This is a genomic window from Streptomyces sp. NPDC047085, from assembly GCF_040643735.1.
GTDB lineage: Bacteria > Actinomycetota > Actinomycetes > Streptomycetales > Streptomycetaceae > Streptomyces.
Genome location: NZ_JBEYUW010000012.1, coordinates 203465 through 218594, shown reverse-complemented (window position 1 = coordinate 218594; position 15130 = coordinate 203465). Strand labels below are relative to the sequence as shown.

Here is a 15130-nt window from a genome sequence, read left to right as displayed (position 1 = left end):
AGGCCGGCCCATGACCGAGCCCACGACGGAACCACGTCCCGATCCCTCCCGTCGGACCCACCTGGGTATGCGGCCCGGCGAACTCGACGGCAAGTGGTACGCGAAGTACTGGAACCCGGTGATGGCTCCGCTGCCGGGGCACATCAAGGAGGCGATCGATCTCGGTCCGCAGGCGCCCCCTTTGTGTCTGGGCCTCGACGACGCGGAAACACTGAGCGAGACCGGCCAACAGGATCTCGAGAACGGATACAGCCTCTTCGACGACGGCTCCATGCACATCGCCACATCGACTCATATGCCGAGGGTGACCCCGGACATGGTGGACTGGTGGTTCTGGTGGCACACCTCGGAGACCCAGCGCTACAAGCTCTGGTATCCGCGTGCCCACCTGTACGCGGAATGGTCCGACGGCACGGCGGACCGGAGCGCTTCCTACCGTGAGAGATATGTCGGCGGCACATCGTTCGTCGACGAGTACGTCGGCAACGTGCCGGGCGAGCTCGCCATTCGCTTCGTCCGTCCCAGCGCTCTGGGATTCAGCGAGGACAGGCTCGATCCGGACAAGGCAACCGCGATCTGCGCGAGAGTCGGATTCTCGCATGTCCCACTCGACTGGGGTCATGTGGTCCATTACGTACGCCGGGTGGACGATGGCGCCGAGATGCGTTCGCGTTTCTGGATGGGCGGGAATTACGTCGCCCCCAGCGGAGGAGCCTCCCTGACCGGTGAACTCGAAAAAGTCGCGGAAGGCGTGAGGAGGCTCGGAGACGTGCAGGCCCGCGCCATGGTCGTGCACTGCTCGCAGGAGATGAACCACCTCGCCGCGTTCCTCCCGGACATCTTCGACGAGTTCGAACACCGTCAACAGGTGTGAACGGTCCGGATGTCCTGGGCCCTGGAGGCTCGCGCGACGGGTGATGTACATCGAACTCGGCGAAGGGAACGGCCATGGCGAACCACATCGAGGGCAGGGTGCTGCGGCGCGGTGACTACCGCTACGAGTGCCTGCGCAGCGAGGCCTGCTGGCATTCGGGGGTCCCGGACCGCTACCCCGAGGTGATCGTGCTGGCGAACGGCGAGGACGACGTCGTCGGAGCGGTGAAGCTGGCCAGGGAGGAAGGCCTGCAGATCTCGGTCCGTTCCGGCGGCCACAGCTGGTCCGGGTCGCACCTGCGCGACGGCACGGTGCTGATCGACCTCTCCAATCTGCGTCATGTGGCCGTCGACAAGGAGGCGATGACCGGCACCGCCCAGCCCGGCATCAAAGGGTCGGAGCTCAACTCGATGCTGGCGGAGAAGGACCTGTTCTTCCCCACGGGGCACTGCACGGGCGTCTCCATCGGCGGTTACCTGTTGCAGGGCGGATTCGCCTGGGCCGGGCGGGACTACGGACCGGCCTGCATGTCGGTCACCGGCATCGACGCGGTCACCGCCGACGGGGAGCGGATCCACGCCGACGAGACCCGGAACGCCGATCTGCTCTGGGCCGCCCGGGGCGCCGGTCCCGGCTTCTTCGCCGTCGTCACCCGGTTCCACGTCAAGTTCTACCCGCGCAAGCGGATCACGATGAACAGCGGATATTTCTGGCCCGCCTCGGCCGCGCGGGACGTCTACGGCTTCGTGCACGAGATCGGCCGTCGGACGCCCGCAGAGATCAATCTCATGTGCAACCGCGACCCGATGACGTACGACGAGCCGCTCATCTCACTCAATGCCACCGCCTTCACCGACAGCGAGGAGGAGGCCAGGGAGCAGTTGTCGGTCTTCGAGTCCTGCCCGGCACGTGCTCAGGTGCTCACCACGCGGCTCAACGAGGTGACGGACACCGGCACCCTGAGCCGGCTCGGCACCGATCCGCACTACGACGAGACCAAGCGCTATCTGGCCGACAACATGTGGACCCATGCCTCCTTCGACGACCTCTGGCCCAACTTCGAGGCCATGCTGAAGACCTGGCCTCCGGCACCCTCGCACATGGTGCTGTACAACTGGGGATACGAGGGACAGCCCGAACGCCCGCCGATGGCCTTCTCGGTGGAGGACGAGCTGTACTACGGGCTGTACGCGGCCTGGTCCGATCCGGCCGACGACCGGCGGTACACGGACTGGGTGACCGAGCACATGCGCGCCTGGGAGCCGTACGCCAGCGGCATCCAGCTGGCCGACGAGAATCTGATCAACCGCCCGTACCGGTTCGTGACCGACGAGAACCTCCGACGCCTCGACGACCTCCGCGCCACCTGGGATCCCGACGGGCTCTTCATTTCCTGGCTCGGCCGCCCGTGACCAGGGCGTCATCCTCACCGTCCATGAACCCTCGCACCTGGCCCGCTGTCCAAGATCAATCTCAGTGCCGACCACGGATTCATTGATCCCCGGGACCGTAGGACACGTCCGCTTCCGGGCGCGGCGGTTCCGCGACGCCCGGGAGCGGGCGGGTCGCGTCGAGTGCGGCGGACTGGCGTGCCGTGACGCGCTGGATCACGGCGATCGCCAGGGCACCCGCGGCCAGTTCCAGGAACTCGGTCACGAAGAGGTAAGGGAGCGAAGTCTCCAGGCCCGCCAGGGCGCCCGCGGTGAGGGCCAGCGCGTGCCCGACCCACGCCGCCCACCAGACGTTCACCAGCACGCGGTCGCGGCCCTCGGCCGCGCCGGGGCCGCTCGCGCGATGCACGTCGAGGACCAGCCCCCGCGGAGCCCAGAGGTGGACCACCGGGATCAGCCACGCGAGCACGGCCCAGGCGGCGGAGCCGGCGAGCGGCGTGGGGGAGAGCAGCCGGGCGTTGCGCCGGCAACGGGAGAACCACACCAGGAACAGCACGATCGCGACCGTCGCCACGTCCACGTACACCTCGGACGCTCGTCCGGACATGCCCAGGGGCGTGTCCTGCGGATGCAGCCGGTGCGCCCGCAGGGTCACCGCCCGCCAGACGTCCGTCACGGCCGCCGCGGCCACGGCGGCCTGGGCGGAACGGGCGAGCGCCCAGGGGGCTTTGGCAACGGGTCCGGGCACGAGGGGGCACCTGCCTGTGGGGGACGGCACGCGCGGGCACGGCGTGACGGCGATCGGGTCGGAAGATCGGAGGACCGGATCATAGGGCAGGTGCCCATGGGGCAGGCGCCCCGGTCCGCCCGCCGGCTGCCCCGGTGGCGTACTCGCCTGCCCGCCGCTGACGAGGAAAGATGAGTCCGAGCGTTCGATCACACCGATGCGGAGGAACGGACTCATGCCGCACGAGCGAGCCGGCCGGCCGGCCGGTCCCGAGGACCTTGTCGACGTGGCCCGGCTGGTCACGGCGTACTACGCGCTCCACCCCGACCCGGCCGACCCGGCGCAGCGGGTCGCGTTCGGCACCTCGGGGCACCGGGGTTCGTCCCTGGCGAGCGCCTTCAACGAGGACCACATCGCCGCCACCAGCCAGGCCATCTGCGAGTACCGCGCCGCCCAGGGCATCGACGGCCCGCTGTTCCTCGGCGCCGACACCCACGCCCTGTCGGAGCCCGCCAAGGTCACCGCGCTGGAGGTGTTCGCCGCGGGCGGGGTCACCGTGCTCATCGACAGCGAGGACGGCTACACCCCGACCCCCGCGGTCTCGCACGCCATCCTCACCCACAACCGGGGCCGCACCTCGGGCCTCGCCGACGGCGTGGTCGTCACCCCCTCGCACAACCCGCCCGCCGACGGCGGCTTCAAGTACAACCCGCCGAGCGGCGGCCCCGCCGCCTCCGACGCCACCGCCTGGATCCAGAACCGCGCCAACGAGATCATCACGGGCGGCCTGAAGGACGTACGGCGGGTGCCGTACACCCAGGCGCTCGCCGCGGACACGACCCAGCGGTACGACTTCCTCGGTGCCTACGTCGGCGACCTGCCGAGCGTCCTGGACCTGGACGCCGTGCGCGCGGCCGGCATCCGCATCGGCGCGGACCCGCTCGGCGGGGCGTCCGTCGCCTACTGGGGCCGGATCGCCGAACAGCACCGCATCGACCTGACCGTGGTCAACCCGTACACCGACCCCACCTGGCGGTTCATGACGCTGGACTGGGACGGCCGGATCCGCATGGACTGCTCCTCGCCCTACGCGATGGCCTCCCTCATCGACCAGCGCGACCGCTACCGCATCGCGACCGGGAACGACGCCGACGCCGACCGGCACGGCATCGTCACCCCGGACGCGGGCCTGATGAACCCCAACCACTACCTCGCCGTCGCCATCTCCTACCTCTACCGGCACCGCGAGCAGTGGCCGCAGAGCGCGGGCATCGGCAAGACCCTCGTCTCCTCCACGATGATCGACCGGGTCGCCGCCGACCTCGGCCGTCAACTGGTCGAGGTACCGGTCGGGTTCAAGTGGTTCGTGGACGGACTGGTCAGCGGTTCCCTCGGGTTCGGCGGCGAGGAGTCGGCCGGCGCGTCCTTCCTGCGCCGGGACGGCTCGGTGTGGACGACGGACAAGGACGGCATCCTCCTGGCCCTGCTCGCCTCCGAGATCACCGCGGTCACGGACCGGACGCCGTCCGAGCACTACGCCGGCCTGACCGCCCGCTTCGGCGAACCCGCCTACGCCCGCATCGACGCCCCGGCCACCCGCGAGCAGAAGGCGCTGCTCGGAAAGCTGTCCCCGGCCCAGGTCACCGCCGACACGCTGGCGGGCGAGGCGGTCACGGGCGTCCTCACCGAGGCACCGGGCAACGGAGCAGCCATCGGCGGCATCAAGGTCACCACGGCCAACGCCTGGTTCGCGGCCCGCCCTTCGGGCACCGAGGACGTCTACAAGGTCTACGCCGAGTCCTTCCTCGGCCCCGACCACCTCGCCCAGGTGCAGGAGGAGGCCAAGGGTGTGGTTCAGGCCGCGCTCGGCGGCTGAGCACACGCGGTCGTACCACGGCCTCCACGCCGGATGCGTGGAGGCCGTTGCGGTGCGTCCGAGTGGAGGCCGCGGGTGGCGTGGAGGCCGCGGGTCGCGTGGAGGGCGTCGCCGTGCCGGTCAGTCCCGGCCGCGTGGCTGCTCCAGCCGGTCCAGCACGGCCTGCGCCATGGCCGCCTCACCCGTGGCGTTGGGGTGGGCCGGGGCCGCGGGTGAGGCCGGGCGCAGCGGCTCGATCCAGCGGTCGGCGGGTGCCTTGCACATGTCGTGGCCGACCGTGGGCCGGTAGGTGTCGACGTACTCCGCCCGGTTCCACGCGGCCACCAGACGCAGCATCAGGTTCAGCCGCTTCTCGGTGTCCCGCAGGTACGGGAAGTCCTGCTGCGCGAACGGCACCGACGGGAAGCAGCCGCTGCCGTCGTCCGGCAGCAGGTCCGGGTAGCCGACGAGGAGCACCCGCGCGTGCGGCGCCCGGTCGTGGACGGCCCGCAGCACACGGTCGATCTTCGGCGCGGTCTGCGCGATGGTGAGGGCCAACTGGTCGTACCCGGACGCCTTGTAGGAGCGCTCGCAGGGATTGCCGGCCGGGTCCTGGACGGCGAGCCGGGCGCACGTGTTGATGATCGAACCGAAGCCGACGTCGTTGCCGCCGATCTGCACCGTCACCAGGTCGGTGTCCCGCCCCACGGCGTCGAGTTGGGGCCCGTTGGTGCCCTGCGCCTTCCACATCTCGTTCGTCGTGGCCCCGCCGCAGCTCACGTCCTTGAACGCGGTCGCCTCCCGCTCCGCCGCCACGAGGGAGGGGTAGTTCCGGTCGGAGCGGGCGCAGTTGGCGTCCACCTGGTTCGGGATGAGGGGGCCGGAGGTGTAGGAGTCGCCGAGCGCGACGTAGGTGAGGTCGTGGCCGTGGCCGGCCGGGTGTGCGGCGGCGGGTGTCGTGGAGGCGGCGACGAGGGCGCAGCCGCCCAGGGCCGCCCCCAGCACGGCGGCCCGCCGCCGACCTCTCGCCACGTCCTCCGCACGCGTGTCGTTCGTCATGAATCCTCCCCCTGAGGCCGGGACATCGCGCCGAGTCCGCACCGTGGAGCGGCCCTCGCGCGTTCGACGGGGTCTGTATACCGCCCGGTAGGTCACGTGGACCAGAAGCGGGAACGAACATTCGCGCCGGCGGGGAGCCGAACCCGGGTGCCCACGACGGGGCGACTTCGGCCCGCGTTCACAGGAGCAACCAGTGCCGGAACCCGCAGGCGTCGCCCCGCCGGCTTCGCTCCGCCACGCTCGGCGCGCCCGGGGTGTCACCCGGTCGGGTGTTCTCCCGGGAGCGCCCGCCGGGCGAGTCGATGCGGCCGTGATTCTTCCGTGATCATGCCCTGGTGAATCCGCAACGTCGAAGTGTCGTACGCCGCCGGGTCGTTCCGGCTGCGCTCGGCACTCTCAGTGTCCTGTCCCTGTTGTCCGCCCTGCCCGCCGCCGCGCAGCCCGCGTCACGGGAGGACGCCCGCAGTGCCGCGCCACTCCGGCCGGTCACGCTCGCCGAGGCGCGCACCGACACCTACCTCCGCTCCGTCGAGGCCCGGCCCGACGCGCTGCGCGACTTCTTCCGGCGGCTGCCCAAGGGCGGAGACCTGCACAACCACCTGTCCGGCGCGGTGTCCACGGAGTACCTCATCGAGCTGGCCGCCGAGGACGGGCTGTGCATCGACGCCACCCTGACCGCCGTCGTCCCGCCCTGCGGCACGGGCACCCGCCCCGCCGCCGACGCCCGCACCGACCGCGCCTTCGGCGACGCGATCGTGCGCGCCTGGTCCATGCAGGACTTCCCGCCCGACCAGAACGGCCACGACCACTTCTTCGACACCTTCGGCAAGTTCGGCGAAGTCACCTGGCGGCACCGCGGCAAACTGCTCGCCGAGGTCGCCGACGACGTCGTACGGCAGAACCAGTTCTACCTGGAGACCATGGTCACCCCGGCGTCCGACAGCGCGAGGAAGCTGGCCGACCAGGTCGGCTGGGACGACGACCTGGCCGCGCTGCACCGCAAGCTCGTCGAGGGCCACAAGCTGGACAACGTGGTGGCCGAGGCCCGCAAGGAGGCCGACGACGGCGACGCCGAGTTCCGCGCCACCGAACGCTGCGGCACCGGGGAGTCCCGGCCCGGCTGCGGCCTCACCGTCCGCTGGATCTCCCAGGTGTCCCGGGGCAGTTCACCGGAGCGGGTCTTCACCCAGCTCGCCCTCGGCATGCGGCTGGCCGAGGCCGACCCGCGCTTCGTCGCCGTCAACCTCGTCCAGCCCGAGGACTGGGACAGCTCGCTGCGCAACTACAGCCTGCAGATGCGTATGGTCCAGTACCTGCGCACCCAGTACCCGAAGGCCCATGTCACCCTGCACGCGGGCGAGTTGTGGCCCGGCCTCGTCAAGCCCGAGGACCTGAAGTTCCACATCAAGGAGGCGGTGAACGTCGCCCGCACCGAGCGGGTCGGGCACGGCGTCGACCTCGTCCACGAGGACGACTGGCAGCAGACCGCCCGGACCATGGCGGCCCGCCGGGTCGCCGTCGAGGTGCCCCTTTCCAGCAACGCCCAGATCCTCGGCGTCAAGGGCGCCGACCACCCCTTCACCACCTACCGCCAGTACGGCGTCCCGGTCGTCCTCTCCACCGACGACCCCGGCGTGTCCCGCATCGACATCAGCCACGAGTACCAGTACGCCTCCGGCACCTACGACCTGGGCTATCCCGAGCTGAAGGACCTCGCCCGCGCCTCCCTCGAGTACGCCTTCGTGCCCGGCGCGAGCCTGTGGCAGGGCAACCCCACCGCCGAGGGCTACCGCCCGGTGCGGGCCTGCCGTGGTGAGCGGCCCGGCCTACCCGTACGGGCCCAGGCCTGCCGGCGCCTGCTGGCGGAGAGCCCGAAGGCGCGGCTCGAATGGCGCCAGGAGACGGCGTTCACGGACTTCGAGCGGACGTACACCCGAACGGTGAACTGACACGCCCCTGGTGCTGCTGGCCGTGCGCACCGCCCGCGAGCGGGGCGCGGCCGTCTGCGGACGGTCACCGGCGAACCCCCCGACCCCTGGGCCGCGTTGACCCCCCGCGCCGACGGGGCCGGGAGGGGTCCGGCGCGGCCGGTGTGCAAGGCTGCGAGGGTCAACCACCGTACCCGCCAGGAGAAACTGCCGTATGGCCCTCATCCACCACACCACCCTCAAGCCGACCAAGCTCGAACTCCTCACCACCTGGCTGCCCACCCGACCCTGGTACCGGGGCGGCGCCGACGCGCCCGTGCTGACCAAGTCCGGCGGTTTCCGGTTGGACGACCCGGAGGGCGAGGTCGGTATCGAGTTCATGGTGGCCACCGACACCTCCACCTCCGAACCGACCGCCTACCTGGTCCCGCTCACCTACCGCGGCGCGCCGCTGGAGGGGGCCGAGCACGCCCTCGTCGGCACCACGGAGCACGGCGTACTGGGCAAGCGCTGGGTCTACGACGGCTGCCACGACCCGGTGCTGGTCACCGAACTGCTGTCCCTGATCGAGGGCAGGGCCCAGGCCATGGCGCAGAGCATCACCGACACACCCGACCACGAGGTGACCCGCTCCTGCACCGGCGAGCCCTTCCCGGGCACCGCGGTCACCCCGGCCCCCGTGGACGACGAGCACGGCACCCGCCTGCCCGCTCCGCACGGCACGACCCTGCGCATCCACCGGGTCCTCACCCCGGTGCCCGAGAACCCGCCGCTGCCCGCCCAGGGAGCGCTCGGCCATGTCGCGACCGGCTGGCCGGGCCCGGACGAGACCCGCCTGCGGGCCGTCTTCATGGTCCTGGACGCCGGCTGACCCGGCGCCCGCTCCACCACCCGCCCGGAAAAGCCGACGTGCCGGGGACCGGGACCGGGGGTGTAGTGGGGGACGGAACCCGTGGCGCCGTGGGGAGAAGAAGGTGTTGCGGGGAGAAGGAGGCGCTACGGGGAGGAGAAGGTGAGGCCATGCCCGGACGACCCCACCGCCCCGATCCGCTGCCCAGGACGCTCGTCGTCCTGACCGCCGTCACGGGGGCGGTCGACGCGGTGGCCTACCTGGGCCTCGGGCAGGTCTTCACCGCCTTCATGACCGGCAACATCCTCTTCCTCGGCTTCGCGCTCGCGGGCGGGGTGGGGCTCTCGCCGATCGGATCCGGTACCGCGCTGGCGGCGTTCGCCGTCGGCGCGGTCGCCGGGAGCCGGCTGGGCGCCGCCCTGTCCGCGCGGCGCCGCCGCTGGCTGTTCGCCTCGGCCACCCTCGCGGCCGCCCTCCTCGTGGCCGCGGCGCTCACCGCGATCGGACTGCGCCCCGCGGGCCAGGATCCGGAGACCCGCCACTACATCGTGACTGCGCTGATCGCGCTGGCGATGGGGCTGCGCAGCGCGACGATGTGGCGCCTGGGCGCGGTGCTCAACACGACCCTCGTCACCGGCACCCTCGTCACCCTGATCCGGCACTCGGCCCTGGGCGGCGGGACGGGTGACCCCGGCCAGCGCTACCGTGCTGCCGGCCTGCTGGCGGTGTGCGTGGGTGCGGCCGTCGGGGCGGCGCTGCTGCGGCTGAGCATGACCCTGGCGCTGCTGCTCGCCGCCGCAGGTGTGCTCGGGGGTATCGGGAGCTACGTGCTGCGTTCGGCACCGGAATCCTGAGCCTCACCAGGCACCGCAGTCCTGAGCCCCGCCCGGCGCCGGAGTCCTGAGCTCCATCCGGCACGCCGCGTGGGTCCTCCCCGCCGCACTCTCCCTGACCCGACATCAGGAGCACGCCCACCCACTTCCCCTGCACTTCTGGCATGCACTGTTCAAATCTGTCACTCTTTCGGCAGCCTCGTCCTGACCCCATCAGGGCGCGGCGCCCCCGCACAGCGATCGCGCAACCCCAACCCCACGGCCGCCCCGGCGCACCCCAGCCGGCCGGGCGGTCATCGAGCAGGCCGGAACCCCGGCCGCCGTAAAGGAGTTAGCGTGCTGAGATCGACCCCCCACCGGGCACTCGGCGCCGGCGCCCTCACCGTCGCCGCGCTGGCCGCCCTCTCCCTCCCCGTCATTCCCGCCGCCGCCCAGCCGGCCAAGGCTCCGGTGGCCGCCGCGTGCACTCCGGCACAGGTCGTCACCAACGGCGGCTTCGAGAGCGGCACCTCGCCCTGGACCCAGTCCTCGTCCACGGTGATCACCAGCCGCACCGGCCAGGCCGCCCACGGCGGTTCCGCCTACGCCTGGCTCGACGGCGTCGGCAGCACCCACACCGACACCCTCTCGCAGAGCGTCACGATCCCGAGCGGCTGCAGCACCGCCACCCTCACCTTCTGGCTGCACATCGACACCGACGAGACGACCTCGTCCACCGCGTACGACAAGCTGACGGCCAAGATCGGCAGCACCACGCTGGCGACCTACTCGAACCTCGACGACAACACCGGCTACGTGCAGAAGTCGTTCGACGTGTCGTCGTTCGCGGGCCAGACCGTGAACGTGTCCTTCACCGGAACCGAGGACTACAGCCTCCAGACGAGCTTCGTCCTGGACGACATCGCCCTCGCCACCTCCGGCGACACCACCCCGCCCCCGGCGGACTCGACCCGCACCCCGGCCGCGCCCTCCTACACCGTCAGCCTCAGCAGCGACACGAGCGGCACCGTCTGGAACGGGCACGAGAGCGTGTCCTTCACCAACGCCTCCGCGACCGCGCTCGGCGAGGTGTACCTGAGGCTGTGGGACAACTACCACGGCACCTGCTCGGCGATGCCGATCACGGTCACCAACGTCACCGGCGGCACCGCGGGCGCCCTCTCGGTGGACTGCACCGCCCTGAAGGTCACCCTGCCGACCCCGCTGAACCAGGGGCAGACCGCCACCATCGGCTTCGACCTGGGCATCACCGTGCCCAGCGGCGCCGACCGGTTCGGCCACGACGGCGCCTTCAGCTTCATCGGCAACGCGCTGCCCGTCCTCGCGGTCCGCGACAGCGCCGGCTGGCACCTGGACCCGTACACCAACAACGGCGAGTCCTTCTACTCCCTGGCCGCCGACTTCAAGGTGACCCTCGACCACCCCAGCACCCTGCTGGTCCCGGCCACCGGCACCTCCACCGACACTCCCGGCACCAGCGGCCGTACGGTCACCACCGCCACCGCGGCGAAGGTCCGTGACTTCGCCTGGGCCGCCGGTCCGTTCAGCAAGATCTCCGGCACCTCGCCCGGCGGCGTCCCGGTGAACATCTACTCCGTCTCGGGCATCAGCTCCTCCAGCGCCCAGTCGATGCTCAGCACCGCCAAGACCGCCGTCGACGCCCACGCGGCACGCTTCGGCGCCTACCCCTACGGCGAGCTGGACGCGGTCATCGACAACAACTACTGGTTCGGCGGCATGGAGTACCCCGGCTTCGTCCTCGACCTGGTCAGCACCACGGCCCTCACCCATGAGATCGGCCACCAGTGGTGGTACGGCATCGTCGGCGACGACGAGTACACCAGCCCCTGGCTGGACGAGGCGTTCACCGACTACGCCACCGACCTCGCGCTCGGCAAGACCGGCACCAACTGCTGGAGCAGCGTCTCCTGGGCCTCCAGCGCCGAGAAGATCACCAACTCGATGGCGTACTGGGACGCGCACTCCTCCCGCTACTCCACCGTGGTCTACGGCTACGGCAAGTGCGCTCTGCACGACCTGCGACGCGTCCTCGGCGACACCGCGATGACCAAGCTCCTCAAGGACTACGCGACCGCGCACTGGTACGGCGTGTCGACCACGGCCGAGTTCAAGGCGGCCGCCCAGGCCGCCACGAGCACGGACCTGACGTCCTTCTGGACTCAGCACCGCATCGACGGCTGACCCGGCCGGCCGGTCGTGGGCGGCGCCCGACGGCGTCGCCCACGACCGGTCCGACGCGGGACCACAGCCGGGCCGTACGCCGTCCGCAGGGAGCCACCCACATGGCCCAATCCCCGGTCGGTGATGGCTTCTTTGGGCGGTACCCGGAGTGCGGTACGCCCCGACCGCGGGTCAGATGGATGATGTGCGAAGCGACAACACCCGCCACCGCGGCCGGCGCTCACGCCTCGGCCTCCTGGGCGTCCTGACCGGCCTCCTCCTCGCCCTGGCGACTCCCGCCGCCCTTCCCGACCCGGGCGGTCGCACACCCCTGCGCGGCACCGCCTACATGGGCATCGGCGTCCTCGCCCACGACGGCAGCGCCACCAGGGCCGGCACCCGGTCGGCCGACGACCGGGGGACCCGCACCGAAGGGGTGGACGTCTCCAGCCACCAGCTCAACGTGCCCTGGTCGGACCTGTGGGCCGACGGCGTGCGATGGGCCTACACCAAGGCGACGGAGGGCACGTACTACAAGAACCCCTACTTCACCCAGCAGTACAACGGCCCCTACGACGTCGGCATGATCCGCGGCGCCTACCACTTCGCCACCCCCGACACCACCGCCGGAGCCACCCAGGCCGACTACTTCGTCGAGCACGGCGGCGGCTGGTCCAAGGACGGCAAGACCCTGCCCGGGGTGCTCGACATCGAGTGGAACCCCTACGGCGACTCCTGCTACGGCAAGTCGAAGAGCGCCATGGTCAGCTGGATCCGCGACTTCCTGAACCGCTACAAGTCCCGCACCGGACGTCCCGCCGTCATCTACACCGCCACCAGCTGGTGGAAGGAGTGCACGGGAAACCACGCCGGCTTCGGTGACGCCAACCCGCTCTGGATCGCCCGGTACGCCTCGACCGCGGGGACCCTGCCGGCGGGCTGGTCGGCGTACACGATGTGGCAGTACACCTCGTCCGGCCCGACGGTCGGCGACCACAACAAGTTCAACGGCTCCACGGACGCGCTGCGTTCCTTCGCCACCGGGTGAGGCCGAGAACGAGGGCTACGACGCGACCGTCTCACGCACCGGGGTGATGATCTCGTCGACGAGCCACCGTGCGACGCCGGGCGGATAGGGGCCGCGCAGGCTCAGGACGATGTGGGTCAGCCCCGCGTCGACGAGTTCGGCGACGGTCTTGCGGTCGGTGGCGGGGTCGTCGTACGACACGATGTACTGCACCGACCGGGTGAGCGTGTCCGGGTCCCGGCCGATGTCCGCGCAGTGCGCGTCGAGGACGCGGGCGCGTTCGCGGACGAGGTCGAGAGAGTTGTGCGGCGGCCCGGGGATGTTCCAGATGTCCGCCTGCTCGGCGACGACCCGCAGGGCCCGGCTGCCCCAGGCGCCGATCAGCAGGGGCGGCCCTCCGGGCTGGACCGGCCTGGGCCGGTTCCGGGTGCCGGTGAGGGTGTAGTACTCCCCGTCGAAGTCGAAGACGTCCCGCGTCCACATGTTCTTCAGGATGGCGATGGTCTCCCGCAGCCGCGCGATGCCCTCGGCGGGCGGGACGAACGCCGGTTCCTGGAACCGCTCTCCGGCCCGGACGCGACCGCCCTGGTCCGCATGTTGCAGGCGCTCGTGGCCGACGACCGGCGCGGTGCCGCGTCGTCGGGGCAGCCTGCCTGAACCGGTCTCGACGCTCAGAACGCCGGCGTCGGCAGCAGCCGCGGCTCGATGCGTTTCTCCACCGCCCGCTCGCCCTCCCGGGTCACCACGTAGGCGCCCTTGTCCGGGAGTTCGGCGACGGCCTCGACCAGTTCGGTGCCCCGGTAGACCAGGCCGACCCCGTCGTCGGTGCAGTGGGCCACCGGGAAGGTGCCGTCCGCGACGAGCCGGTGGATCAGCGGGCGCCGGCCCGCGTCGGAGTCGTAGTGCACGCCGTTGCCGTACGGCAGCAGGCCGAGGCCGTTGGTCACCGGGCGCAGCTCGGGCCCGAAGGAATCCGTCGCGCCGCCCTGGAACCAGCAGAGGGAGCCGGCGCTCACCCCGGCGAGGACCACACCGGCCTGCCAGGCGCGGCGCATTACGGTGTCCAGGCCGTGCACCCGCCAGACGGCGAGCAGATTGGCCACCGAACCGCCCATCACCCAGACCACGTCGTGGTCGCGGACGGTGCCCTCGATGTCCGCCACGTTCGGCATCGGGAAGAGCTGCAGCGGGGTGAGGTCGAAGCCCGCCACCCGGGCCGCCTCGGACACCCGGGCCGTCGCGACCTCGGCGTCCCCGACCGCCGTACCGACGTACAGGATCCGCGGACGCCGCCCGTGCACGCCCGACAGGTCCACCGCGTGGTGGACCAGGGCGTCGAAGAGCAACCGGGTACGCCCGCCGAGGCGGTGCCCTCCGGAGGTGGCGAGGATGGTCGGTTCCGGGGCAGTCACGCGCATGATCGTAGCGTGGAGCGCGAGGGGGGCGGACTGTGCCGCGGTGACAGGTGATCCGAACGGCCCGTCGGCGGAAGGTGGTTGAGAGGTTGCCGAAAGGTTGGATGTCGAAAGGCTGTTGAAAGGGGGTTGAAGGGCTGCAGCGTCCTCGGCGGCGTCCTTCCTACCGCAGCAGGGCGTCCGTGAAGGTCTCGCGGTGGGCGACCAGCCACTTCCGGATGCGGTCCCAGCGCCGCCACCCGCCGCGCTCGACCAGCATCCGCGCATGGGCCGGGTCGCCCTCGGTCACCCGGCGGGCGACGAAGGCCCGGCAGATCTCGGTGGTCTGCTCGATGACTGCGGGCAGCTCGGCGCGTTCACGCTCGCTCAGGCCGTAGCTGTCGGCGAGGACGCGCAGGCGCGCCGGGGCGTCGAGACCGGCGGGGTAGAGGGCCGCGGCGGACTCGGGGTCGAGCATGGGGGCCCAGTAGCGGGCGGTCATCGCGACGTCCCACAGGGGCCGGCCCGGCGCGGCCAGGTCGAAATCGATCAGGGCGGCGGCGCGGCCGTCGCGGAAGACGACGTTGTCCGGGGAGACGTCGTTGTGGCACAGGATCGTGCCGCCATGCGGGTCGGCCAGGTCCCGGGGCCACTCGGTGCGCGGGTCGACCGCGACGGCGGCACCGGCCTCGTGCAGGCGCCGCAGCAGAACCCCGACCGAGCCGAGCGCGGGCTCGGACATCGCCCAGGACGGGAACGGCGGCAAGGGGACGTCACCGGGGAGGAAGGCCAGCCGCTCGCGGCCGTCGGCGGTGAGACCGACCGGGAGGGGCGCCCCGTCGAAACCGTGTTCGCGCAGCGCCAGGAGGTGGCGGTGCAGCGCCCGTGCGGTGCGTGGCGCGGGTCGCTCCACCAGCGCGCCGCGCCGGAAGACCGCCCCCGCGTTCACCGTGCCCCCGGCCAGCTCCCGACCCTCTCCCGCCGCCGCGCCCTCAGCCGTCACACGGCCAC

The 15130-nt window shown here is 71.5% G+C and carries 13 protein-coding genes; 8 read left to right on the top strand and 5 right to left on the bottom strand.

What is annotated here, in order from left to right; translation table 11 throughout:
- Positions 1-10: 10 nt before the first annotated feature.
- Positions 11-874: a hypothetical protein gene (locus tag ABZ865_RS33025; RefSeq protein WP_361238632.1), complete on the top strand. Its 864-nt coding sequence runs from the start codon at positions 11-13 to the stop codon at positions 872-874.
- 74 nt (positions 875-948) lie between these two features.
- Positions 949-2286 carry an FAD-binding oxidoreductase gene (locus ABZ865_RS33020; protein WP_361238630.1) on the top strand — a complete coding sequence of 446 codons (1338 nt, stop codon included), beginning with the start codon at positions 949-951 and terminating at the stop codon, positions 2284-2286.
- 79 nt (positions 2287-2365) lie between these two features.
- Here ABZ865_RS33020 and ABZ865_RS33015 read toward each other — a convergent pair whose 3' ends face one another.
- Positions 2366-3013 carry a DUF4328 domain-containing protein gene (locus ABZ865_RS33015; RefSeq protein ID WP_361238627.1) on the bottom strand — a complete coding sequence of 216 codons (648 nt, stop codon included), beginning with the start codon at positions 3011-3013 and terminating at the stop codon, positions 2366-2368.
- Between the two features lie 214 nt (positions 3014-3227).
- Between ABZ865_RS33015 and pgm the strand changes: the two genes are divergently transcribed.
- Entirely contained in the window at positions 3228-4868 is a 1641-nt protein-coding gene (pgm, locus tag ABZ865_RS33010) for a phosphoglucomutase (alpha-D-glucose-1,6-bisphosphate-dependent) (protein WP_361238624.1), read from the top strand.
- A gap of 120 nt (positions 4869-4988) precedes the next feature.
- Here the strand turns inward: pgm and ABZ865_RS33005 are convergent, their stop codons facing one another.
- On the bottom strand, positions 4989-5906 hold the full coding sequence (locus ABZ865_RS33005; RefSeq protein ID WP_361238621.1) for an SGNH/GDSL hydrolase family protein: 918 nt from the start codon (positions 5904-5906) through the stop codon (positions 4989-4991).
- 335 nt (positions 5907-6241) lie between these two features.
- Between ABZ865_RS33005 and ABZ865_RS33000 the strand changes: the two genes are divergently transcribed.
- The 5 genes from ABZ865_RS33000 to ABZ865_RS32980 all read left to right on the top strand — a co-directional run bounded on the left by ABZ865_RS33000 (position 6242) and on the right by ABZ865_RS32980 (position 12746).
- On the top strand, positions 6242-7855 hold the full coding sequence (locus tag ABZ865_RS33000) for an adenosine deaminase (protein ID WP_361238618.1): 1614 nt from the start codon (positions 6242-6244) through the stop codon (positions 7853-7855).
- A 193-nt stretch (positions 7856-8048) separates the two neighbouring features.
- The gene (locus tag ABZ865_RS32995) at positions 8049-8705 is read left to right on the top strand and encodes a 1,4-alpha-glucan branching protein (RefSeq protein ID WP_361238615.1); all 657 of its coding nucleotides are present in this window, start codon (positions 8049-8051) and stop codon (positions 8703-8705) included.
- A gap of 149 nt (positions 8706-8854) precedes the next feature.
- On the top strand, positions 8855-9538 hold the full coding sequence (locus tag ABZ865_RS32990; protein ID WP_361238612.1) for a YoaK family protein: 684 nt from the start codon (positions 8855-8857) through the stop codon (positions 9536-9538).
- 318 nt (positions 9539-9856) lie between these two features.
- The gene (locus tag ABZ865_RS32985; RefSeq protein ID WP_361238848.1) at positions 9857-11719 is read left to right on the top strand and encodes a M1 family aminopeptidase; all 1863 of its coding nucleotides are present in this window, start codon (positions 9857-9859) and stop codon (positions 11717-11719) included.
- 175 nt (positions 11720-11894) lie between these two features.
- Entirely contained in the window at positions 11895-12746 is an 852-nt protein-coding gene (locus ABZ865_RS32980) for a lysozyme (protein ID WP_361238609.1), read from the top strand.
- 15 nt (positions 12747-12761) lie between these two features.
- On the opposite strand, the gene ABZ865_RS32975 is transcribed toward ABZ865_RS32980, so the two are convergent.
- The 3 genes from ABZ865_RS32975 to ABZ865_RS32965 all read right to left on the bottom strand — a co-directional run bounded on the left by ABZ865_RS32975 (position 12762) and on the right by ABZ865_RS32965 (position 15122).
- Positions 12762-13328: an LLM class flavin-dependent oxidoreductase gene (locus tag ABZ865_RS32975; protein ID WP_361238846.1), complete on the bottom strand. Its 567-nt coding sequence runs from the start codon at positions 13326-13328 to the stop codon at positions 12762-12764.
- Between the two features lie 68 nt (positions 13329-13396).
- Positions 13397-14137 carry a peptidase E gene (locus ABZ865_RS32970; RefSeq protein WP_361238606.1) on the bottom strand — a complete coding sequence of 247 codons (741 nt, stop codon included), beginning with the start codon at positions 14135-14137 and terminating at the stop codon, positions 13397-13399.
- A 166-nt stretch (positions 14138-14303) separates the two neighbouring features.
- The gene (locus tag ABZ865_RS32965) at positions 14304-15122 is read right to left on the bottom strand and encodes a phosphotransferase (RefSeq protein ID WP_361238603.1); all 819 of its coding nucleotides are present in this window, start codon (positions 15120-15122) and stop codon (positions 14304-14306) included.
- Between the last annotated feature and the right edge of the window lie 8 nt (positions 15123-15130).

What these genes read in the sequence shown, in the direction of transcription:
- ABZ865_RS33025 (WP_361238632.1), top strand. Translation starts at nt 11, where the DNA reads ATGACCGAGCCCACGACGGAACCACGTCCCGATCCCTCCCGTCGGACC.
- ABZ865_RS33020 (WP_361238630.1), top strand. Translation starts at nt 949, where the DNA reads ATGGCGAACCACATCGAGGGCAGGGTGCTGCGGCGCGGTGACTACCGC.
- pgm (WP_361238624.1), top strand. Translation starts at nt 3,228, where the DNA reads ATGCCGCACGAGCGAGCCGGCCGGCCGGCCGGTCCCGAGGACCTTGTC.
- ABZ865_RS33005 (WP_361238621.1), bottom strand. Translation starts at nt 5,906, where the DNA reads ATGACGAACGACACGCGTGCGGAGGACGTGGCGAGAGGTCGGCGGCGG.
- ABZ865_RS32995 (WP_361238615.1), top strand. Translation starts at nt 8,049, where the DNA reads ATGGCCCTCATCCACCACACCACCCTCAAGCCGACCAAGCTCGAACTC.
- ABZ865_RS32990 (WP_361238612.1), top strand. Translation starts at nt 8,855, where the DNA reads ATGCCCGGACGACCCCACCGCCCCGATCCGCTGCCCAGGACGCTCGTC.
- ABZ865_RS32980 (WP_361238609.1), top strand. Translation starts at nt 11,895, where the DNA reads ATGGATGATGTGCGAAGCGACAACACCCGCCACCGCGGCCGGCGCTCA.